This window comes from Erwinia sp. L03-1 (genome assembly GCF_058686115.1).
Genome location: NZ_CM178762.1, coordinates 3,487,719 through 3,508,057 on the forward strand (window position 1 = coordinate 3,487,719; position 20,339 = coordinate 3,508,057).

The window sequence follows — 20,339 nt, forward strand, 5'->3', positions numbered from 1 at the left end:
AATAATCAATGAATTCTACTAAAAAAATCGAAGCTGTTTGTGTTAACTGCATTGATGAAGACGATGTGCTTACACTGGCTGTCGGTGATGACAAAAGCGACCCTAAAAATTTCTTAATCATCGGCAGATTTGACGAAGATAGTTTATCTGTTGATGAATGTATTGGGTTTCAGAATGAATCTACTAAATATGAAATCCCCTCAGCAATAGAATATGTTGAACTAAACGATGTAGAACTGGTAATTACAGTTAATGATAAAGCGTCTAGTGAAGCAGGCGCCAGGAATTTCCATGCTATATTTAAACATCCCATTGACAAATTCAAAGTGTCACAATATTTACGTGATATATTCAAAAATAGCAGCACTAGATTAATTATAAAATGAATATTTTAAAAATATCATATTGACATTCTAGGCCTTAAATTTGACCACAGTAAGTCAATGGGTAGAGATTTAGGAAATGCAAGTGTGAAAGCCCCTTTGGGTTGAGTTAACTATGATGAAATACATAGCATCATCATCAGAATGAAACAACGATAATTGATTTTTTATCCGAAACTGGTGCGTTAGGGAATTGCGCCAGTTCATACTCAGCAAATGGTAAATCGTCAACTAACATCGAACTACCAGCGATTATTACAATTAGAGCACTGAAAGCCTCCTTGGTGGTCGGTTACACCAAGATCTAACGAACGCTGATATTTTGTCAACGATCTCAATGTAGCATTTTCTCAAAAATAATAATTATAAAATGTTACATTTTTTATGTTTTAATATTTTTAACTCCGTTTTCTTCTCCTACTTATCATCTTGGTATGCTTCGATTCTGTTAAAATACAGAATTTAACAAATGACAGGCGGTCACCGTTGAATATAAAGTCCAGATTCAAGAGCTGCGCGAAGAGAAGCAATGAGGCAGAGTGGTATTCCAACCAGCCAGCAGCCCCTTAGTCAGTCAATAAATAACTCTGGCCGAGATTATTCCTATGAAGCTCAAAAACCGGGGGAGGCACAGGAATGACATCAGTCCAGGAGCAAACGATGGACATCAGCCACCCTGATAAACCGCACTGGGAAGCGGGAGCAGTAAAAACTGATGATGCTGGCAACCCGCGAATTAATAAATATGGTCGCCCACAACTCCGTAACGGAAAGGGTAAAGCTTATTATGCAAAAGGTACATGTAAATGAATGAACTAAAACAAAAAAAAGATTTTTTATATAGAAAAGCACAAGGCAATTTACTCAAGGATAAGTATTATAAAAAAATTGAGTCTTTAACACTTAACCCCGTAAACACCTCAAACTTCATGAGTCTTGAAGATACTGACTTAATAATAAAAAAACTAAATGAAAAAGAAGAAATATCAAGAAAAAAAATAGAACTGAAAAATATGTACACTCTAATTAATTCAGCGGGAGAAAAAACAACCACAAAAAAATGTTACATGCTATTAGATGAAGAATGGAAATTTCTTGGAGCTTACAAAGTTGATGGTATAATATATATTAACTCTCATTATGATTTTGAAAAAATGGAGTCAGATGAAATAAGACTAATAGCAGAAGACTTTTCATTTTACATTCAAATAGATTATGATTTCAATGAAATAACCTGTGAATTTTTTATTTATAAATAATCCCCACAGCGGCGATTTCAGTCAATATAAAGCTGGTTTGCTTAATCTGGCTGAAGAATCCAGCAATGTATCGAAAACCTGTAAAATCATGGGCGTTTCACGTGATACATTTTATCATTACCGCGAATTGGCCGATTAAGGTGGGATACTTACAGTATAACCGCCTGGGCCAGCCGCTCAGTCAGACCGGCAGCAACGGCGTCAGCCGACGCTGGCACTATGACCCGAGAGGCAATTTGCTGCGTCTGCAAAACGGCAACGGCGGTGAGTACCGGTTTACTTATGACCCCTCAGGACGTCCTTTAAATGAGATTCGCCCGGATAACACAACCCGGCAGATGGAATGGAACGAACGGGGACTGCTCACCACCCTGCTGGAAAGCGGCAGACCGGACAACGATGGCGGCATTCCCCGGCGTGTTCAGCAGTTCAGCTATGACAGCAGCGGCCTGCTGACCTCCCGGACAACCCGCGATGCCCGGTACCATTACCAGCGTAACAACAGCGGGCAGCTCACCTGCCTGACGCGCACGCCGACCGCAGCAGGCGTGGCGCTGGGAATTGAAGCAGATGATATTCAGTTTACCTTTGATGCAGCAGGAAAACTGCTCACTGAACAGGGGGTGAACGGTGAACTGCATTACGACTATGACACCCTGGACAACCTCACCGCGCTGACCCTGCCCGGCGGGCAGCAGATAAGCTGGCTGCACTACGGCTCCGGTCACGTCAGTGCCCTCCGCTTTAATCAGCAAATCATCTCTGAATTTACCCGCGACCGCCTGCACCGGGAAGTGTCCCGCACTCAGGGAACCCGTGAACAGACCCGCCAGTATGACAGTATGGGCAGACGTACCCTGCAACGCAGTATCGGCGGCTTAGCACCCAACCTGCCGGAACAGGCAATCTTCGAACGCGCCTTTAACTACACCGGGCGGGGAGAACTCTCTGACGTCAGCGACACACTGCGTGGCAGCACGATTTATGGCTATGATGAGGAAGGTCGTCTTCTCAGGCACTACGAAGCCCGCCCGGACCACAGCACCAGGACGTTCCGTTACGACGCCGCGGATAACCTCCTGCCGGATAATGACCTGTCTGCCCTGCCGCTGACGGATAACCGCCTGACGCACTGGCAAAATCTGTTTATGAAATACGACGGGTGGGGAAACCTGGTCAGTCGCCGCAGCGGCCTGTATGAACAGCATTACGAATACGACGCGGAAAACCGGCTGATACAGGCAGAAGGCAGCGGACCGGAAGGTGGCTTCACGGCGCACTACCAGTATGATGCCCTGGGTCGTCGTACCCGTAAAACCGTCACCACCCAGCGTGGCACTACTGAAACCCGTTTCCTGTGGCAGGGCTTCCGTCTGTTACAGGAGCAGCAGCAGAATGGGCAGTGCCAGACCTGTATTTACGACCCGAATGAAGCATACAGCCCGCTGGCGCGGGTTGATCATTTACGCGACGACAGTCATGGAGATATTCTCTGGTTCAGTACCGACCTTAACGGTGCACCGCTGGAAATTATCGATGAAAGCGGCGAACTGCGCTGGAGTGGGCACTACGGTAGCTTCGGTGACGTCACCCGGCAGACGGAAGGTTTTCACAAAATCGCGCAGCAAACTGCCCTGCACCATCAGCCACTCCGCTATGCCGGGCAGTACGCTGACAGCGAGACCGGACTGCACTATAATCTGTTCCGGTATTACGATCCGCAGATTGGACGCTTTACGGTACAGGATCCGATTGGGCTGGCGGGTGGCTGGAACCTTTATCAGTATGCTCCGAATCCGCTGGGGTGGATTGATCCGTGGGGGCTATCAAGATATCCCGGGGTGGATTTCTCAGGAAGTGATGCACTTTATCCGCATGGTGAGAATATTGTAAAAATACCAATGACAGGTAGTCGTTATGGCGATTTTAAAGCAGCAAATGAATTGGCAAATTACACAAACTCAGTTGGGAATGTTACAGGTAAATCACATCCAGATGGCTATACCTGGCACCATTTAAATGATTATGATCCCCTAACGAATACTTCTACCATGCAACTTGTAGAGACAAGCGCTCACGAAGCCACGTTCCCTCACTCCGGTTCAGTAAGCCAATACGAACAGTATCATGTTGTAAAATATGAATCACTTGAAGCCAAAAAAATTGCAAAATCATTGAATTGTAAATAGTGAGGAGCATTATGTACTCAGAAGACTTGAAATTTTATGAAGATGATGAAGGCATTGCTGTCGATTTGATCTTAAAAGCATTCGGTTCGGATGAAATACAGTGTGTTAATCTTGAGTCTGAATCACCAGATCAAAAGATGAAAGATGATATTTCTTACTTAATTTCTCACCAAAATGAATTTTTACAAAAGATCCAAAAAGGGGTCAGTGAATATTGCATTAAAACTTACAATCAAGAATTACCAGACCTTAAAATTATAAAACTGTACGTATTCCCAGATAAAGAAAATGAATATGGTTTTATGTTTTCCACAACAATTGATAGAGAACATGGAATTGGCGTGAAATTGAAAGGAGAAAACATAGAGAAAATCGGTAGCAGCGAAACCGCATTTATGTAGATAACATTATTCAAAATAAAATCAGATAATTATACCGATAACCTGGACTGTACCTTTAAAGTTAGATAGTTAACTAATTAAGCTACAGTTCTGGACTCATCTACTTTCTTGCTTATAGGATTATTTCTTATTCTATTAAATTTCTATTCACGAAAAAATAGGGCTTTAGAAATAGTCGGGTTCAGGAGTTTCACGGTCAGTGAAAGGCACGATTTTGCTGCACTGTATGATGTCCCGGAGGTGAAAGAGCCTGCTAACCTGAAAATGTTTAATGTGGTAATCGCTTTCCAGATTATGCTCTCCGATTGCAGGCTTGTTCTCACCTAACGAAGCGGTGAGTATCGGGTGGCCTGAGAATATCTGTTCTTCCTGATTTTGGTTAAGCGTTGCAAAATGCTGTTCAATGGTTGACTCAAAATTTAAATATATTTGCTGGCTGTACCTGAACTTCTGGCAAAGCTCATCTACGTTAAGATCCAGCAAGGCGTCATTGCTATCAGGGTTGAACCGCTTTCTCAGCGCCAGCATTTTTTCTGTTTTTGTCATTATGTTGCCCGGTCTTTATGTCGTTACACCACTATATGCAACATCAACAATTAGCCAATGGTCAAAGGCTAACGCTTTCAGGGGAGGTTATGGTAAGGGGTCTGTACCGTGCTAAATAAGTACGCCAGTAAATATGCGAGAGAAAAAATGGGAAGCCTTATGACAGAGGATTTCGTAACTGATTGATTTTACTGGTGCCGATACCAGGAGTCGAACCTGGGACCTTCGCATTACGAATGCGCTGCTCTACCAACTGAGCTATATCGGCTTGGGGAGGTGAACTACGGGGCGTTACGTTAAGAAAAAATGCCCGGGGAGTCAAGGGGGCGCGAATCAGTCGCCGCTTTTTTCATCTGGCGGCAAGGCAAACCTCGGGTGATTCTCCTCCTTTCCTAGCCTGCTGCTCTTTCTCTACCCCCAACTTACTTCCCCCACTCACCTGCTGCTCTTTCTCTGCTCCCAACTTACTTCCCCCACTCACTACCCTACTTCCTTCCCTCCCTAACCATTCTGACCGCCAGGCCTGCCAGCACCGTACCCATTATCCAGCGCTGGAGCTTCTGCCAGCCGGGGCGCTGGGCGAGAAAGGTGGCGATAGTGCCGGCGGCGAAGATAATCATACTGTTGACGATAATGCTGGTCACAATCTGGGTGAAGCCGAGTATAAGCGACTGCATCAGCACCTGCCCCTGTTCGGGACGGATAAACTGCGGCAGCAGGCTGAGGTAGATGACGGCGGTTTTGGGGTTTAACAGGTTGGTCAGCAGGCCCATGGTGAAGAGCTTAGGATCGCTGTCGGGCGGCAGGTTGCGCAGCTGAAAGGGCGATCTGCCGCCGAATACCGCCTGCCAGGCCATATACAGCAGGTAAAGCGCCCCGGCAATGCGCAGCGCGTCGTACGCCAGCGGCACCGCCATAATCAGCGCGGTGATGCCCATTGCGGCACAGAGCATATAAAATATAAAGCCCAGCGCCACGCCGCTTAGCGAGATATAACCTGCGCGGCGGCCCTGGCACAGCGAGCGGGAAATCAGGTAGATCATATTTGGCCCCGGCGTCAGCACCAGCCCAAGGGCGATGGCGGCGAAGGGAAAAAGCTGTGAAAACGTCACCATACTTAACTCTCCCTGCGCACCTGGCGTCGGTGGTTATGATGCTAAAGCGTTAACCGCGCACGGTATCGCTGCCAAACCCTATCCATTTATAGGTCGTGAGCGCCTCCAGACCCATCGGGCCGCGCGCATGCAGCTTCTGCGTGCTGACCGCCACCTCTGCGCCCAGGCCAAACTGGCCGCCGTCGGTGAAGCGGGTGCTGGCGTTAACGTACACCGCCGAGGAGTCGACCTCATTCACAAAGCGGTTTGAGTTGTGCAGGCTGCGGGTGAGGATCGCATCCGAATGCTGGGTGCCATATTCGCGAATGTGCGCGATGCCCTGATCCAGAGAGTCCACCAGCACCACGTTCAGATCCAGCGACAGCCATTCGTCGCGCAGCTGGGCGTCGGTGACCGGGGTAACGTCGGCCGGGCCGTTTTGCAGCAGCGTCAGCGAGCGCGGGTCGGCATGAAGCCTGATGCCCGCCTCCGCCATGCTGTGGCTCAACACGGGCAGGAAGCTTTCTGCCACGTCCGCATGAACCAGCAGCGTCTCCAGTGAATTACAGGCGCTGGGGCGCTGTTTTTTGGCGTTGATAATCACCTTCAGCGCCGCCTGCTGCTCGATATCGCTGTCGACAAAGATGTGGCAGACGCCAATGCCGCCGGTGATCACCGGGATGGTCGACTGTTCGCGGCACAGCTTATGTAAATTCGCGCCGCCGCGAGGGATCAGCATATCCACATAGCGATCCAGCTTCAGCAGCTGATTAACCCATTCGCGATCGGGGCTTTCAATCGCCTGGACGGCCCCGGCCGGTAAACCATGCTGACGCAGCGCGTCCTGAATAACGCGAACCGTTGCGCCGTTAGTGCGCCAGGTTTCCTTCCCACCGCGCAGGATAGAGGCGTTGCCGGTCTTCAGGCAGAGCGCGGCGACGTCGATGGTGACGTTGGGGCGCGCTTCATAAATAACCGCCACCACGCCCAGCGGCACGCGGCGACGCTCAATGCGCAGGCCGCTGTCCAGCAGGCCGCCGTCCAGCACCACGCCGACCGGATCGGCCAGGCGGCAGACCTGGCGCACATCGTCGGCGATGGCTTTCAGCCGTGCCGGGTTGAGCATCAGGCGATCCAGCAGCGCTTCGCTCAGGCCGTTCTGGCGCGCGTCGGCCAGATCGCGCTCATTTGCGGTGAGGATTTCAGCGCTCTGCGCTTCCAGGCGGTCGGCGATGGTCATCAGGACCCGGTTTTTCTCTGCGGTGGAGAGCACCGACAGCGCATAAGATGCCGCTTTCGCGGCTTTACCCATTTCTTCCAGCATGCCCTGCTCCTTAGCTGACGATCATATCATCGCGGTGAACGGCAACCGGACCATATTCATAACCTAAAATTTCGCTGATTCGCTGGGAGTGATGCCCGGCAATCATGCGCATCGCATCGCTGTTGTAGCGGCTGACGCCGTGCGCCACATCCCGCCCCTGGAGGCTGCGGATACGGATCACTTCGCCTCGTGAGAAGTTGCCGCCGATATCGCGAATGCCCTTTGGCAGCAGCGAGCTGCCCCGCTCGAGGATCGCCGAAAGCGCACCGTCATCGACGGTGATTTCGCCCGCTGGCGGCGCGCCGAAGATCCAGCGCTTGCGGTTCTCAAGCGGCGTTTCCAGCGCGTGAAAGCGGGTACCGACCGGGTTGCTGGCGATGACGTCACCAATGACGCCTGCACGGCTACCGGCGGCGATAATCGTATCAATGCCCGCCCGGCAGGCGATATCCGCTGCCTGTAGCTTGGTGGTCATGCCGCCGGTGCCCAGACCAGAAACGCTGTCACCCGCCAGCGCGCGCAGCGCATCGTCAACGCCGTGCACGTCGCGGATCAGCTCCGCTGACGGGTTGTTACGCGGATCGGCGGTAAACAGCCCCTGCTGATCGGTCAGCAGCAGCAGCTTATCCGCACCGGCCAGAATCGCCGCCAGCGCTGAGAGGTTATCGTTATCGCCCACTTTGATTTCCGCCGTGGCAACCGCGTCGTTTTCATTGATCACCGGCACGATGTGGTTATCCAGCAGCGCCCGCAGCGTATCCCGCGCATTCAGAAAGCGTTCGCGATCTTCAAGGTCGGCGCGGGTCAGCAGCATCTGCCCAATGTGGATGCCGTAAATAGAGAACAGCTGCTCCCACAGCTGAATCAACCTGCTCTGCCCGACCGCAGCCAGCAGCTGCTTTGAGGCGATGGTCGGCGGCAGTTCCGGGTAGCCAAGATGCTCACGTCCGGCGGCCATCGCCCCGGAGGTCACAATCACAATGCGGTGGCCCGCCGCGTGCTGCTGCGCACACTGACGCACCAGTTCGACGATATGTGCCCGGTTCAGCCGACGCGATCCGCCGGTTAATACGCTGGTCCCCAGTTTCACTACCAGGGTCTGGCTGCTGCTCATTATTTCCTGCCGTTACGTGAGAGGTCTGCAAGAAGACGTTTTATCAGGTGTGGTGCTGGAAGCCAACAGGGGAGCGGGAAAAAGGCAAAAAACAGCCTTATTTCAAACCCGTTAAGTAATTCAGTTTAATTCCAAATGTGTAAATATGTAGTAAAAATATCATCTTCATCCTGTAGAACGTCTCTGCGTTCAGAGCGCTCTGGAAGCCAAAATAATATTCAGGCATTCGGGATTGATAGAAAAAATACAGCGGTGACAAATCCTACGTGCGCATGGGCTTTAAGGGCCAGACGCAGATTAACGATTTGGTGACCGGGGTACAGACCAAAGGTAAAGACATCGAAGGGCTGGCAATGTCCAGCCCTGTTTCCTCGTCAGGCGGTCAGCTTAACCGGTTCATCCGCAAAGTCTTCGGCGGGCTTCAGGCCCAGCTCCAGCTCTTCCAGCAGCGCTTTAAGACGCACGTGGAAATTACGCAGCGTCTCTTCCAGTCGCTCGTTGTTTTCCTTACCCTTAATGGCGCACGGCTTCCAGTTTCCTTCTTTGTCGAACAGACCAAAGTAGTATTCGTAGGTGAAGTGGTCGCTTTCAGCATTCAGCTCCATCCACCAGCCCCAGAACTCACGCAGCTCCGGTGCCGGTTTCACATTGACGCAAACGGCCAGGCAGTCAAAGAAAAAGCGATCGCCTTCGCACTTAGCTTCACGGATATAGGGTCCCAGAGAACCAAAGCGCTTCATTAAGCGGCTCTTAGGATGCCCACTTGGTAACGTCATTGTAAAACCTCCATCATTGAGCCTGTTATCACCCCGCTCAGGAGCAGGAAAGTGCTGAACTATAGCAAATCATCGCAGCAACCGCTTTGCTATCCAGTCAACAATATCACGTAAAGCCTTATCGAAGTTACGCATCGCCGGCGTCAGCGATACCGGCAGCAGCCTGCCGTCGCTGGAGGATTGCACAATCAGCTTCGACTCCTCCTCCGGGCTGAAGAGGTCGTTCGGCCAGAAGGCGGAAAGCAGCGGCGTGGTGGTGCGTCTGCCCAGCAGCCCCTGGGTTTTCAGGGAGTATCGGCCCAGCTCGGCGCGCAGGGCTGAGTCCGCCGCGTTCATCATGCCCAGGCGGCTGGCGAGCACGTCCATCATCATCTCCGGCACCTGGTCCTGAAGCACGCTATCGCTGAGGAGATGATGCACCACCGGGCCGACGCAGGCGACCGCACGCAGACGCTGTGACTCAAGATAGGCCAGCCGCACCGCCACGTTAGCGCCAAAGCGGAAGCCGAAGGCCGCCACGCGGGTGTGATCGACCCAGGGTACATTTTCCAGCTGACGCAGCACCTGCTGGTGCAGAAAGCTGGTGTCCTGGGTGAGCGTCCACTTCGATGAAAACCCCACTGAAGGCATATCGATGGTCAGCATGGCGATCCCGCGCGGGGCAAGGTAGTCATGAAACAGGCGATAGCTGTCGGTTTGCAGCGCGTCCAGCGTGCCGCACAGCAGCACCGTAGGATAAGGCGCACTGACGCCTGCGGGCATATGCAGAAAGCCCTCAATCGGGCTGCCGCCGGGGATAGCAAACGTCAGCGCTCTCAGCTCGCCCGACAGGCGTTTCGTTGCCTCTTCGTAGGCGCGGTTAGCCATCAGCTGCGCCTGGTCGGCCAGCTCATCACCTTTCAAATGCGGGTAGCCCGCCACGCCGAGCAAATTGGCGGCATGCAGCCAGCAGCGCCCTGCCTCTTCATCGCGGGTGGCCGCGCTGGCCCGTTGCTGCCACTGCGCCGCCAGGGAAGACCACTCGTAAATCCAGTTGCCGCCGCGATAGCCGATCACCGTATCCAGCAGGCTTTCATCGGTGTGCTCCGCGCGGCTGTTGGCGATTCTGGCAAGCACCTCGCCGATCTCAAGCGGCGGCAGGCCGCGCCACGTCCAGAATACGCGGTTAATCATCCGGTACCAGCCAGCGTGACTCTCCCCCTCCAGCGCCGAATGAACCGGCAGCGGCTTATGCAGATGTCGGCGACGCACTAAGGATGAGGTTTCAGGGTGTTTGAAGCGCGGTTTGAACAGCTCTTCGCTCAGATTTTTCGGTGACATAGCGTGGCGGTCCTCCGGCGCACAGGGCATGGGACCAGTCTACCCCAGGCCCTGCGGCTGCGCTAACCGTAAAAACAGCAACGCCCGGCAGAACCGGGCGTTGCGTTGACCGGGATCAATCAGCCTTTAACAATGGGCGGAATATAGGCTACGCCCATATCCCACGGCTGTTCAATCCAGGTGTTCTGCGGAATATCAACCACATAGTCGTCAACCAGCGGGCGACCGGCAGGCTTGGCGAAAATGGTCACAAAGTGGGCTTTCGGATACATCTCGCGGATCGCCTGCGCGGTACCGCCGGTATCCACCAGATCGTCAATGACGATAAAACCTTCACCGTCGCCTTCAGCGCGCTTAAGGATTTTCATTTCACGCTGATTGTCGTGATCGTAGCTGGAGATGCACACGGTATCCACATGGCGAATACCCAGCTCACGGGCCAGCAGGGAAGCGGGAACCAGTCCGCCGCGGCTGACCGCGATAATGCCTGTCCACTGCTCAACGGGAAGCAGGCGCTGAGCCAGTTTACGGGCATGGATCTGCAGCATGTCCCAGGTGACGATGTATTTTTCGCTCATAAAGGTGTCCCGACCAATGGTGTTGGCTTAAAAATGTACTATGGGTGAGGTTGCGCGGAATTATAGAGATCTGAGGCGCTAAAAACCAGCACCGATCGGCCTCCAGCCCGCTTTTTTGCTGTTGCGAAGTAAGCATCCCCATTGAAACGATGATATTCTTTGCCAACAGCGTCAGATCCGCTGACGCGAGCTGTTTAACCGCTAATCTTGCTCGCCATCCACGGCTCATGCTGAACGATGGTGCTGGCACAGGAGAGTTATCGTGTCTGAATTATCTCAACTGTCACCACAGCCGCTGTGGGATATCTTTGCCAAAGTCTGCTCTATTCCGCACCCCTCTTATCATGAAGAAGCGCTGGCGCAGTACATTCTGGGCTGGGCGAAAGAACAGGGCTTCTGGGCCGAACGCGATGAAGTGGGCAATATTTTGATCCGCAAACCTGCCACCGCCGGGCTGGAAAATCTGAAGCCGGTGGCGCTGCAGGCGCACCTGGATATGGTGCCGCAGAAAAACAACGACACGGTTCACGACTTCACGAAAGATCCCATCCAGCCTTGGATCGACGGCGAATGGGTTAAGGCGCGCGGCACCACGCTGGGCGCGGATAACGGTATTGGTCTGTCCTCTGCGCTGGCGGTGCTGGCGGATAAAAACGTTGAGCACGGCCCGCTGGAAGTGCTGCTGACCATGACCGAAGAGACCGGCATGGCGGGTGCGTTTGGCCTTCAGCCCAACTGGCTGCAGGCAGACATCCTGATTAACACCGATTCGGAAGAAGAGGGTGAAATCTATATGGGCTGCGCGGGCGGCATTGATTTTACGGCGACGCTGCCGATCGACCGTGAAGCGGTACCCGAAGGCTTCGCGCATATTCAGCTCCAACTTAAGGGCCTGAAGGGCGGCCACTCCGGCTGTGATATTCACGTCGGCCTGGGTAACGCTAACAAGCTGCTGGCCCGCTTTCTGTTCACCCAGGCTAAGGCACTGGATCTGCGCCTGGTCGACTTTACCGGCGGTACGCTGCGTAACGCTATCCCGCGTGAGGCCACGGCGACGCTCGCCGTCCCGGCAGACAGGCTGGACGTGCTGAAAAGCCAGGCGCTGCACTATCTGGAGACGCTAAAAAGCGAGCTGGCGCTGAAAGAGAAGAACATTAATCTGGTGGTGGAGAACGTGGCGGCCAGTGGCCCGGCGCTGACCGCAGCCAGCCGCGACGCCTTTATCGCGCTGCTGAACAGTACGCCAAACGGCGTTATTCGCAACTCTGACGTAGTGAAAGGCGTGGTCGAAACCTCGCTGAACGTCGGCGTGGTGGCGATCCGCGAAAACGAAGCGGTGATCAACAGCCTGATCCGTTCGCTGATCGACAGCGGTAAAGAGTACGTGGTGGAAACCCTGACCGCGCTGGCCGAACTGGCCGGTGCCACGGTGCGGGCGAAAGGCAGCTATCCTGGCTGGCAGCCGGACGCCACCTCGCCGGTGATGGCGCTGGTGGGGGAGACCTACAAAAAGCTGTTTGGCAGAACGCCAAACATCCAGGTGATCCACGCGGGTCTGGAGTGCGGTCTGTTTAAAAAGCCCTATCCGGACATGGATATGGTTTCCATCGGGCCAACCATTACCGGGCCACATTCGCCGGATGAGCAGGTCCATATTGCCAGCGTGGGCCTCTACTGGCAGCTGCTGACGGCGCTGCTTAAGGCAATCCCGGCGAAGTAAGCCTGAGCGGCAGGCGGACCCTGTTCCGCCTGCTGCTTCCCTGCGGGCCGTGCGCCTGCCCCTGTTGCTGCCCGCTCTTACCCGCTATAAACCCAACAGCAGCTGACGTTCAATCTGGGGATTGAGCAGCGTCACGTGCAGTCCGACCAGCCTGACGCCGCGCCCACTCCGCCGCTCCTCCCAGGCCTTCTTCGCCACCGCAATCATGTCGTCTTTATTCAGCTCGGGCCAGACGTGCTCCTGCGTGGTCTGCTGGAAATCATTAAACTTAAGCTTGACGCCCTGGCGGGCAATCAGCCGGTCTGGCTTGATCTTGATCAGGCGGCGCTCCAGCTCCTCATAGAGGAAGTCGATAATTTTCAGGCACTCTTCCCAGCTGTGGATATCCTCCGACAGGGTACGCTCAACGCCGAGGGATTTGCGCAGGCGATCGGTCACCACCTCCCGCTCATCAATGCCGTTACAGCGCTCCCACAGCACCCGGCCAAACTTGCCAAAGCGCCGGAGCAGCGCGGCAAGATCGGTTTTCTGCACGTCGCCGCAGGTCATCAGCCCCATTTCCTCCAGCTTTTTGGCCGTCACCTTGCCGACGCCGGGGATCTTCGCCAGCGGCAGCGTCAGCAGAAACTGCGACATTTCATCAGGGGTTATCACGAACTGCCCGTCGGGTTTATTCAGATCGGAGGCAATTTTGGCGACAAATTTCACCGGCGCTACGCCTGCCGAGGCGGTCAGATTCAGCTCCCGACTGATGGTCTGGCGAATTTCGCGCGCCATCAGCGTGGCCGACCCGTGGCAGTGCAGGCTGTCGGTGACGTCAAGATAGGCTTCATCCAGAGAGAGCGGCTCAATCAGGGAGGTATAGCGCGAGAATATTTCACGAATATGGGCGCTGGCTTCTTTGTAGGCCTCGAAACGGCCAGGCACCACCTTAAGATGCGGACAGAGCTTAAGCGCCATCGCGGTGGACATGGCGCTGTGTACGCCAAACTTGCGCGCCGGGTAGTTAGCGGTGCTGATCACCCCCCGCTTAAGATGGCTGCCGCCGATGGCTATCGGGATATTGCGCAGGCTGGGATCGTCGCGCATCTCTACTGCGGCATAAAAGCAGTCCATATCGACGTGAATGATCTTCCGCATATCCCCCTCCAACTGTACTGGATAAGTATACAGCGAAATAAGCGAATGACAATATTACCCGTTTAGCCAAAGCACAGCGGCAAAGGGCTGAGCCACATTTTTATTCAGTATTTTATACTCAGCTCTCTTGATAAAAAAATAGACAATGCTAATGTGACGCAGCAATAGCGGCTATCAACTGATATTGCCTGTAAACGCGTCCCGGACGCCGCATCCACCCCTCCTTTTTCAAGGGAACCAGAATGGGCAAAATCGCACTCCTTTTTGCGATGTTTTTTCTGCCAGCCGTTGTTTTCGCCAGCGTACCCACCACCCCGGTACTGCCGCTGGCACCGGTAAGCAAAGAATTAAAGAAACATCTAATTGGCACGCCTGTGTATATTCAGATATTCAAAGAAGAACGCACGCTTGAGCTTTATGGCAAAATTGGCAACGATTATCGTTTAATAGACAGCTATCGAATTTGTAATTTCTCTGGTGGCCTGGGGCCTAAGCGCCGTCAGGGAGATTTTAAAAGTCCGGAAGGGTTTTACAGCGTCGGGCTTTCCCAGTTAAAACCCGACAGCCGCTTTTATCGGGCGATTAACGTCGGCTTCCCTAACGCCTACGATCGTCAGCAGGGATATGAAGGGAAATATCTGATGATCCACGGCAGCTGCGTGTCTATCGGCTGTTATGCGATGACCGATACCAATATTCAGGATATCTATCGCTTTGTGGAAGCCGCGCTGCGTAACGGTCAGCCACGTATCGAATTAAGCATCTATCCGTTCCGCATGACCGAAAGCAATATGCAGCGTCACCGTAACTCGGTGTACTACAGCTTCTGGCAGCAGCTGCAACCGGGCTACGCCCAGTTTGTGCAGACCCACCTGCCGCCTTCGGTCAGCGTCAGCGACGGTCACTACGTGCTGAATAGCCCGGGGTCACTGCTTAGCGCCCCGGCTACCGGTTCATCGCTGGCGCTCACCCAGACAAAATAGCGCCCAGTCGCCTGGCGCAATTTTGTGCCAGGTTTCATTGCCCGTCAGGGGCTGGGTAGCGATCACCGTGACCACGTCATTCGGCGTGGTCTGCTTCTGAAAATCAATCTCAACGTCCTGATCCAGCAGCGTAGCCTTGCCAAACGGTGCCCGACGGGTTATCCAGAACAGATTCGTCGAGCAAAAAGCCATCAGATAGCGGCCATCCGACAGCAGCATATTGAATACACCCTTTTTCCGCAGCTCCGTCGCCAGTTCGGCAATATAGCGAAATACCGCAGGCCAGTTGCCCGGCGTACGCGGATAGCGCGTGGTCAGCTTGTGCAGCAGCCAGCAAAATGCCTGTTCGCTGTCGGTTTCGCCGACCGCCCGAAAGGGACCGGTATCCAGCGTTCGGTAGCCTTTCAGCTGCCCATTATGCGCATAGGTCCAGTTGCGGCCCCACAGCTCGCGGGTAAAGGGATGCGTATTTTCCAGCGCCACCTCGCCCCGGTTCGCCTGGCGAATGTGCGCTACCACGGAATGCGATTTAATCGGATACTCCTGCACCAGCCGTGCGACAGGCGAATTAAAGCTGGGTTGGGGATCCTTGAATGTGCGACAGCCTTTTCCTTCATAAAAGGTAATCCCCCAGCCATCCTTGTGCGGACCGGTTCCCCCACCGCGCTGGACAAGACCGGTAAAGCTGAAACAGATGTCCGTAGGAACGTTGGCGCTCATCCCGAGCAGTTCACACATAGCGACTACCTCGCAGTAAGGCCCTGCTACCAGGGCCGGGAAAGGGTTACTTCGCCATCTCTTTTTCAATCAGCAGGATCAGGATATGAATAACCTTGATGTGGATCTCCTGAATGCGATCGGCATAGCCGAAGTGCGGCACGCGGATCTCTACGTCAGCCAGGCCATCCATCTTGCCGCCATCTTTGCCGGTCAGGATGATCACCTTCATGCCCTGCGCACGCGCGGCGTCAATCGCCTTCAGGACGTTGGCCGAATTACCCGAGGTTGAGATACCAAACAGCACGTCGCCCGTGCGGCCTACCGCCTCAACGTAGCGAGAGAAGACATAGTCGTAGCCGAAGTCATTGCTGACGCAGGAGATATGGCTGACGTCCGAAATGGCAATGGCCGGATAGCCCGGACGGTTTTCCCGGTAGCGTCCGGTCAGCTCTTCAGCAAAGTGCATCGCATCACAGTGCGATCCGCCGTTGCCACAGGAAAGGACTTTGCCCCCCGCTTTAAATGCATCTGCCAGCAGCACGGCCGCGCGCTGAATGGCATGGATATTGGCGTCATCGCTCAGGAAATGGGTGAGCGTTTCGGCGGCTTCATTGAGTTCTGCACGAATGATGTCCTGATACATAGAGAGATCCTTTTAAGTGAGGTCGCCGCCAGTTTATCAACTTGCAGGAGGGGGGAACAGCACCCTTCCTGCCGGTCCAGACGTTTCACGCGTGATACACGCGGAGTGTGAGCCAGGTTGTAATTATTATGTAACCAGATTGCTAATAAAAACCATCTCAACTACATATACTCCTAACAGGTCAGACCTCTTACTTCTGGAGAAATTTTATGCTGGCTCTTAGCTGCCTTGCGACGATCGTCCTGATTGCCGCCCTGTTTTATCATCGCGTAAACCTGCCGTTAAGCAGTCTCGCCCTGCTGGTATGGTGCATTGCCTGGGCCGCAGGTGGCGTCTGGACGCCGTGGCTGCTAATTCCGCTGGCGGTGATTCTGCTGCCATTAAACCTGCTGCCCGTAAGGCGGGCGATGTTCTCTAAGCCGATGCTGCGCACCTTTCAAAAGGTGATGCCACCGATGTCGCGTACCGAAAAAGAGGCGATTGAGGCGGGCACCACCTGGTGGGAAGGCGAGCTATTTCGCGGCAACCCCGACTGGCAGAAGCTGCATGACTACCCGCAGCCGCGCCTCACCGCCGATGAACAGGCTTTTCTGTCCGGGCCGGTAGAGGAAGCCTGCCGTATGGCAAACGACTTCGCGATTACCCATGAAATGGCCGATTTGCCGCCCGAGCTGTGGGCCTTTCTGAAAGAGCACCGCTTCTTCGCGATGATCATCAGGAAAGAGTACGGCGGCCTGCAATTTTCCGCTTACGCCCAGGCGCTGGTATTGCAGAAGCTGGCGGGCGTCTCGGGCATTCTGGCGATCACCGTGGGCGTGCCCAATTCGCTTGGCCCCGGCGAGCTGCTTCAGCATTACGGCACTGATGCGCAGAAAAATCACTATCTGCCGCGTCTGGCCCGCGGAGAGGAGATCCCCTGTTTTGCCCTGACCAGCCCGGAAGCAGGATCCGATGCCGGCGCCATTCCCGACACCGGCATTGTCTGCATGGGTGACTGGCAGGGACAGCAGGTATTGGGTATGCGCCTCAGCTGGAATAAGCGCTACATTACCCTTGCGCCGATTGCGACAGTGCTGGGGCTGGCGTTTAAGCTTTACGATCCCGACCATCTGCTGGGCGATACGGAGTCGCTGGGTATTACCTGCGCGCTGATCCCTACCCATACGCCGGGCGTGGAGATCGGTAAACGTCACTTCCCGCTCAACGTGCCTTTCCAGAACGGTCCGACGCGCGGCAAGGATATTTTTGTTCCCATTGATACCATTATCGGCGGGCCGAAGATGGCCGGACAGGGCTGGCGTATGCTGGTCGAGTGTCTCTCGGTGGGACGCGGTATCACCCTCCCCTCCAACTCAACGGGCAGCCTGAAAAGCATTGCAATGGCTATCGGGGCCTACGCCCATATTCGCCGCCAGTTCCGCCTGCCGATAGGCAAAATGGAAGGTATTGAAGAGCCGCTGGCGCGTATCGCCGGTAATGCCTGGATGATGGATGCCGCCGCTTCGCTGATCACCTACGGTATTGTGCTGGGTGAAAAACCGGCGGTGCTCTCTGCCATTGTGAAATACCACTGCACCCATCGCGGGCAGCGGGCGATTATTGATGCGATGGATATCGCCGGTGGCAAAGGGATTATGCTCGGCAAGGGCAACTTCATTGCCCGTGCCTATCAGGGTGCGCCGGTGGCCATCACCGTGGAAGGGGCAAATATCCTCACCCGCAGCATGATTATCTTCGGCCAGGGGGCGATTCGCTGCCATCCGTATGTACTGACCGAAATGGCGGCGGCACAAAATCACGACCTCGCTACTTTTGACCGTGCGCTGTTCAGCCATATCGGTCACGTCGGCAGCTGCACCGTGCGCAGCCTGTGGCTGGGTATCACCGGCGGGCGCACCAGCCGCGCGCCAACCCGCGATGCCACCCGCCGCTATTATCAGCACCTTAACCGCGTGAGTGCCAATATGGCGCTGCTTGCCGATGTCTCGATGTCGGTAATGGGCGGCAGCCTGAAGCGGCGTGAGCGTATCTCTGCCCGTCTGGGCGACGTGCTCAGCCAGCTTTATCTCGCCTCTGCGGCACTCAAGCGCTTTGAAGATGAAGGCCGTAATAAGGCCGATCTGCCGCTGCTGCACTGGGGCGTGCAGGATGCGTTAAAGCAGGCAGAAGACGCCACGGACGCGCTGTTAAGGAACTTTCCTAACCGCGCCGTCGCGGGTCTGCTTCGCCTGACGATATTCCCGCTGGGCCGCCGCTGCCTGGCGCCGTCAGACCGGCTGGATCACCAGCTGGCGCGCATCCTTCAGGTGCCGTCCGCGACCCGCAGCCGCATTGGTCGCGGCCAGTATCTGACCGCGTCAGAGCATAACCCGGCCGGACAGCTGGAAGAGGCCCTGGTGGACATAATGGCAGCCGAAATCATTCACGACCGCCTGTGCAAAGAGCAGAAAAAAAACCTGCCCTTTACCCGCCTGGACGCGCTGGCGAAGCAGGGGCTGGCGCAGCAGTGGCTGAATGAAGAGGAAGCCGCCATCCTGACCCGCGCCGAAGCCAGCCGCCTGCGCTCGATTAACGTTGATGAGTTTGAGGCCGATGCGCTGGCGAGCCAGCCGCTTAGCAGGACGTCCGGGCCTCAGCCTCCATCTGCGTCTGAGGAGCAGGAGCAGGAGCAGGAGCAGGAGCAGGCTACATTGCAAAAGATACCTGATGATGCAAGAAAAACGGCCATAGCCTGACGTTATTGACTCAACCTCCCTTCCCCTTCAGCGGCAAATCAGCGGCTGAAGGGAGAGGATAGCGACGAACGAAAGCTGAAAATCCACCGGGCCAATAACCGCCGGTGGGAAGGGCACGCCGTTAACGGAAACTCATACCCCGCCAAAAGGAAAGTTGCATAGCGTTAACCGTTCTGCCGCACGCGAGCGATCAGCGCGTCGATATTCTCCACATGATCCGCGGCCAGAATCAGCGTTCTGCCCAGCGCGATCGCCTGGCGTACGCACTCCACCTTCATCACCTCATCTTCAATCGTTTTGATATCAGCCACCTGCGACATCCCTACCGTACGGCGGATAAGCTCGGTACCGCAGTATCCCAGGGTATCGCACCACACCTTACGCAAAAAGGCCGCGCCGTAGCCCGGCCAGGCCAGCGCGCGATCGCGCGATTTCTCAGCGGTCAGCGTCAGGAAGCGATCCGCAAAGCTTTGCCAGGTGACACGTACGTCGTTCAGGCGTTTCTCGCGGGCGTCTGCCGCCTCTCGGGGGGCCAGCAGCCCCGGGAGCGCACAGTAGTTAATCAGCAGATTGCCGAGCGCGCTACCCACGTCAAACCCGATCGGGCCGTAGTAGCCAAACTCTGCATCAATCAGCTTCAGCGTATTGTCACCCACGAAGATTGAACCACTATGGACATCGCCGTGGAGCAGCGCTTCAGCATGAGAGAAAAAGCGGTGCTTAAGCGCCGCCACCTTGAGACGAAGCTCGTCGTCGTCCCGCAGCGAGGCGGCCAGCGGCTCCAGGGCGCGCGGATAGCCGTTACGCTCATGCACTTCGTACGGCTCGTTGAAAAACAGCTCTTCGGTAATGTCGCACAGCTCGGGATTGGTAAAGCGAATCACCTCCGCTTTTTTCTGATACGGATGCTGGTAGAAGTCAGAGGTATGAAACAGCGTCTGCGCCAGATATTCACCAAGCTGCGCGGATGCCTGCGGATAGTCCCGCCCCCTAACCTGCTCGCCGCGCCAGATCGCCAGGTGGGAGAGATCTTCCATCACCATCACCGCCAGCTCGGGATCGTGATGCAGGATCTTCACCGTATATTCCGGGCAATACTGACCGTGGATCTGCAATACCTCGGCTTCAATGCGCGCGCGATCGAGCGTCAGCGGCCAGGATTCACCCACGCAGCGCACATAGGGTAGCGCCTGCTTGACAATGACCCGGCTGTTGCCGTCGCGGTCGAATATCTTAAATACCAGATTAAGGTTGCCGTCACCGATCTCCTGCGACTCAACCAGACTGTCCGGATTTTCAACACCGCCATACTGGCGGGCATATTCCACGGCATCCGCTGCAGTGAAAGTACGATATTGCGACATCAACTCACCCTCTTTAGCCCATTGCTGTCTGCCCGCTGCCTCACAGAAAC

Annotated in this window: 18 protein-coding genes, 1 tRNA gene and 2 pseudogenes; 9 read left to right on the forward strand and 12 right to left on the reverse strand. The window is 54.7% G+C overall.

From position 1 onward, the window contains the following. Positions 1 to 8 precede the first annotated feature (8 nt). The 6 genes and pseudogenes from AC4PCC_RS16220 to AC4PCC_RS16245 all read left to right on the forward strand — a co-directional run bounded on the left by AC4PCC_RS16220 (position 9) and on the right by AC4PCC_RS16245 (position 4,232). The gene (locus AC4PCC_RS16220; RefSeq protein WP_492125202.1) at positions 9 to 386 is read left to right on the forward strand and encodes a hypothetical protein; all 378 of its coding nucleotides are present in this window, start codon (positions 9 to 11) and stop codon (positions 384 to 386) included. Positions 387 to 1,043: 657 nt separating this feature from the next. Then, complete coding sequence (locus AC4PCC_RS16225) at positions 1,044 to 1,193, forward strand: hypothetical protein (protein ID WP_492125203.1); 150 nt, start codon at positions 1,044 to 1,046, stop codon at positions 1,191 to 1,193. Next, positions 1,190 to 1,642 carry a hypothetical protein gene (locus AC4PCC_RS16230; protein ID WP_492125204.1) on the forward strand — a complete coding sequence of 151 codons (453 nt, stop codon included), beginning with the start codon at positions 1,190 to 1,192 and terminating at the stop codon, positions 1,640 to 1,642. Before AC4PCC_RS16225 ends, AC4PCC_RS16230 begins: the two co-directional genes overlap by 4 nt. Then, a pseudogene (locus tag AC4PCC_RS16235) lies at positions 1,620 to 1,778 on the forward strand (helix-turn-helix domain-containing protein); the annotation flags it as partial. The gene AC4PCC_RS16230 and the pseudogene AC4PCC_RS16235, both read left to right, overlap by 23 nt. Positions 1,779 to 1,797: 19 nt before the next feature. Next, a pseudogene (locus AC4PCC_RS16240) lies at positions 1,798 to 3,831 on the forward strand (RHS repeat-associated core domain-containing protein); the annotation flags it as partial. 11 nt (positions 3,832 to 3,842) lie between these two features. Next, positions 3,843 to 4,232, forward strand: coding sequence for a DUF6985 domain-containing protein (locus AC4PCC_RS16245; protein ID WP_067704993.1), 390 nt, complete (start codon positions 3,843 to 3,845; stop codon positions 4,230 to 4,232). 165 nt (positions 4,233 to 4,397) lie between these two features. Here AC4PCC_RS16245 and AC4PCC_RS16250 read toward each other — a convergent pair whose 3' ends face one another. The 8 genes from AC4PCC_RS16250 to gpt form a co-directional block, all read right to left on the reverse strand. Then, positions 4,398 to 4,778, reverse strand: a complete 381-nt coding sequence (locus AC4PCC_RS16250; protein ID WP_067704982.1) for a hypothetical protein — start codon at positions 4,776 to 4,778, stop codon at positions 4,398 to 4,400. A 192-nt stretch (positions 4,779 to 4,970) separates the two neighbouring features. Next, positions 4,971 to 5,046 (reverse strand) — tRNA-Thr (locus AC4PCC_RS16255). A 217-nt stretch (positions 5,047 to 5,263) separates the two neighbouring features. Beyond that, positions 5,264 to 5,893 (reverse strand): LysE family translocator, encoded by a 630-nt coding sequence (locus AC4PCC_RS16260; protein WP_067704944.1) that lies wholly within the window; start codon positions 5,891 to 5,893, stop codon positions 5,264 to 5,266. A gap of 49 nt (positions 5,894 to 5,942) precedes the next feature. Next, on the reverse strand, positions 5,943 to 7,196 hold the full coding sequence (gene proA / locus AC4PCC_RS16265; protein WP_492125205.1) for a glutamate-5-semialdehyde dehydrogenase: 1,254 nt from the start codon (positions 7,194 to 7,196) through the stop codon (positions 5,943 to 5,945). 10 nt (positions 7,197 to 7,206) lie between these two features. Beyond that, positions 7,207 to 8,310 carry a glutamate 5-kinase gene (gene proB / locus AC4PCC_RS16270; RefSeq protein ID WP_067704940.1) on the reverse strand — a complete coding sequence of 368 codons (1,104 nt, stop codon included), beginning with the start codon at positions 8,308 to 8,310 and terminating at the stop codon, positions 7,207 to 7,209. Between the two features lie 374 nt (positions 8,311 to 8,684). Next, positions 8,685 to 9,086, reverse strand: coding sequence for a sigma factor-binding protein Crl (gene crl, locus AC4PCC_RS16275; RefSeq protein WP_492125206.1), 402 nt, complete (start codon positions 9,084 to 9,086; stop codon positions 8,685 to 8,687). Positions 9,087 to 9,155: 69 nt separating this feature from the next. Beyond that, positions 9,156 to 10,406, reverse strand: coding sequence for an esterase FrsA (gene frsA, locus AC4PCC_RS16280; protein WP_492125207.1), 1,251 nt, complete (start codon positions 10,404 to 10,406; stop codon positions 9,156 to 9,158). A 119-nt stretch (positions 10,407 to 10,525) separates the two neighbouring features. Continuing rightward, entirely contained in the window at positions 10,526 to 10,984 is a 459-nt protein-coding gene (gene gpt, locus AC4PCC_RS16285; RefSeq protein ID WP_067704917.1) for a xanthine phosphoribosyltransferase, read from the reverse strand. A gap of 262 nt (positions 10,985 to 11,246) precedes the next feature. Here gpt and pepD point away from each other — a divergent pair, with 262 nt between their 5' ends. Continuing rightward, a complete protein-coding gene (gene pepD / locus AC4PCC_RS16290; RefSeq protein ID WP_492125208.1) occupies positions 11,247 to 12,704 on the forward strand; it encodes a beta-Ala-His dipeptidase in 1,458 nt (485 codons plus the stop codon). Between the two features lie 84 nt (positions 12,705 to 12,788). On the opposite strand, the gene dinB is transcribed toward pepD, so the two are convergent. After that, a complete protein-coding gene (gene dinB / locus AC4PCC_RS16295) occupies positions 12,789 to 13,844 on the reverse strand; it encodes a DNA polymerase IV (RefSeq protein WP_492125209.1) in 1,056 nt (351 codons plus the stop codon). Positions 13,845 to 14,086: 242 nt separating this feature from the next. Here dinB and dpaA point away from each other — a divergent pair, with 242 nt between their 5' ends. After that, the gene (gene dpaA / locus AC4PCC_RS16300) at positions 14,087 to 14,827 is read left to right on the forward strand and encodes a peptidoglycan meso-diaminopimelic acid protein amidase (protein WP_492125210.1); all 741 of its coding nucleotides are present in this window, start codon (positions 14,087 to 14,089) and stop codon (positions 14,825 to 14,827) included. Here dpaA and AC4PCC_RS16305 read toward each other — a convergent pair. Both AC4PCC_RS16305 and lpcA read right to left on the reverse strand, forming a co-directional pair. Beyond that, positions 14,798 to 15,565: a class II glutamine amidotransferase gene (locus tag AC4PCC_RS16305; protein WP_067704905.1), complete on the reverse strand. Its 768-nt coding sequence runs from the start codon at positions 15,563 to 15,565 to the stop codon at positions 14,798 to 14,800. The two genes, dpaA and AC4PCC_RS16305, sit on opposite strands and share 30 nt — an antisense overlap. A gap of 46 nt (positions 15,566 to 15,611) precedes the next feature. Continuing rightward, positions 15,612 to 16,190 carry a D-sedoheptulose 7-phosphate isomerase gene (gene lpcA / locus AC4PCC_RS16310; protein WP_345830825.1) on the reverse strand — a complete coding sequence of 193 codons (579 nt, stop codon included), beginning with the start codon at positions 16,188 to 16,190 and terminating at the stop codon, positions 15,612 to 15,614. A 209-nt stretch (positions 16,191 to 16,399) separates the two neighbouring features. On the opposite strand from lpcA, the gene fadE reads away from it, so the two are divergent. Further along, positions 16,400 to 18,925 (forward strand): acyl-CoA dehydrogenase FadE, encoded by a 2,526-nt coding sequence (gene fadE, locus AC4PCC_RS16315; protein ID WP_492125211.1) that lies wholly within the window; start codon positions 16,400 to 16,402, stop codon positions 18,923 to 18,925. Between the two features lie 164 nt (positions 18,926 to 19,089). On the opposite strand, the gene mtnK is transcribed toward fadE, so the two are convergent. Then, positions 19,090 to 20,289 carry an S-methyl-5-thioribose kinase gene (mtnK, locus tag AC4PCC_RS16320; protein ID WP_067704901.1) on the reverse strand — a complete coding sequence of 400 codons (1,200 nt, stop codon included), beginning with the start codon at positions 20,287 to 20,289 and terminating at the stop codon, positions 19,090 to 19,092. Between the last annotated feature and the right edge of the window lie 50 nt (positions 20,290 to 20,339).

Excerpts from the sequence above, each read along its gene's own strand:
- AC4PCC_RS16220 (WP_492125202.1), top strand. The coding sequence starts at position 9 with ATGAATTCTACTAAAAAAATCGAAGCTGTTTGTGTTAACTGCATTGAT.
- AC4PCC_RS16225 (WP_492125203.1), top strand. The coding sequence starts at position 1,044 with ATGGACATCAGCCACCCTGATAAACCGCACTGGGAAGCGGGAGCAGTA.
- AC4PCC_RS16230 (WP_492125204.1), top strand. The coding sequence starts at position 1,190 with ATGAATGAACTAAAACAAAAAAAAGATTTTTTATATAGAAAAGCACAA.
- AC4PCC_RS16245 (WP_067704993.1), top strand. The coding sequence starts at position 3,843 with ATGTACTCAGAAGACTTGAAATTTTATGAAGATGATGAAGGCATTGCT.
- AC4PCC_RS16250 (WP_067704982.1), bottom strand. The coding sequence starts at position 4,778 with ATGACAAAAACAGAAAAAATGCTGGCGCTGAGAAAGCGGTTCAACCCT.
- AC4PCC_RS16260 (WP_067704944.1), bottom strand. The coding sequence starts at position 5,893 with ATGGTGACGTTTTCACAGCTTTTTCCCTTCGCCGCCATCGCCCTTGGG.
- proA (WP_492125205.1), bottom strand. The coding sequence starts at position 7,196 with ATGCTGGAAGAAATGGGTAAAGCCGCGAAAGCGGCATCTTATGCGCTG.
- proB (WP_067704940.1), bottom strand. The coding sequence starts at position 8,310 with ATGAGCAGCAGCCAGACCCTGGTAGTGAAACTGGGGACCAGCGTATTA.
- crl (WP_492125206.1), bottom strand. The coding sequence starts at position 9,086 with ATGACGTTACCAAGTGGGCATCCTAAGAGCCGCTTAATGAAGCGCTTT.
- frsA (WP_492125207.1), bottom strand. The coding sequence starts at position 10,406 with ATGTCACCGAAAAATCTGAGCGAAGAGCTGTTCAAACCGCGCTTCAAA.
- gpt (WP_067704917.1), bottom strand. The coding sequence starts at position 10,984 with ATGAGCGAAAAATACATCGTCACCTGGGACATGCTGCAGATCCATGCC.
- dinB (WP_492125209.1), bottom strand. The coding sequence starts at position 13,844 with ATGCGGAAGATCATTCACGTCGATATGGACTGCTTTTATGCCGCAGTA.
- dpaA (WP_492125210.1), top strand. The coding sequence starts at position 14,087 with ATGGGCAAAATCGCACTCCTTTTTGCGATGTTTTTTCTGCCAGCCGTT.
- AC4PCC_RS16305 (WP_067704905.1), bottom strand. The coding sequence starts at position 15,565 with ATGTGTGAACTGCTCGGGATGAGCGCCAACGTTCCTACGGACATCTGT.
- lpcA (WP_345830825.1), bottom strand. The coding sequence starts at position 16,190 with ATGTATCAGGACATCATTCGTGCAGAACTCAATGAAGCCGCCGAAACG.
- fadE (WP_492125211.1), top strand. The coding sequence starts at position 16,400 with ATGCTGGCTCTTAGCTGCCTTGCGACGATCGTCCTGATTGCCGCCCTG.
- mtnK (WP_067704901.1), bottom strand. The coding sequence starts at position 20,289 with ATGTCGCAATATCGTACTTTCACTGCAGCGGATGCCGTGGAATATGCC.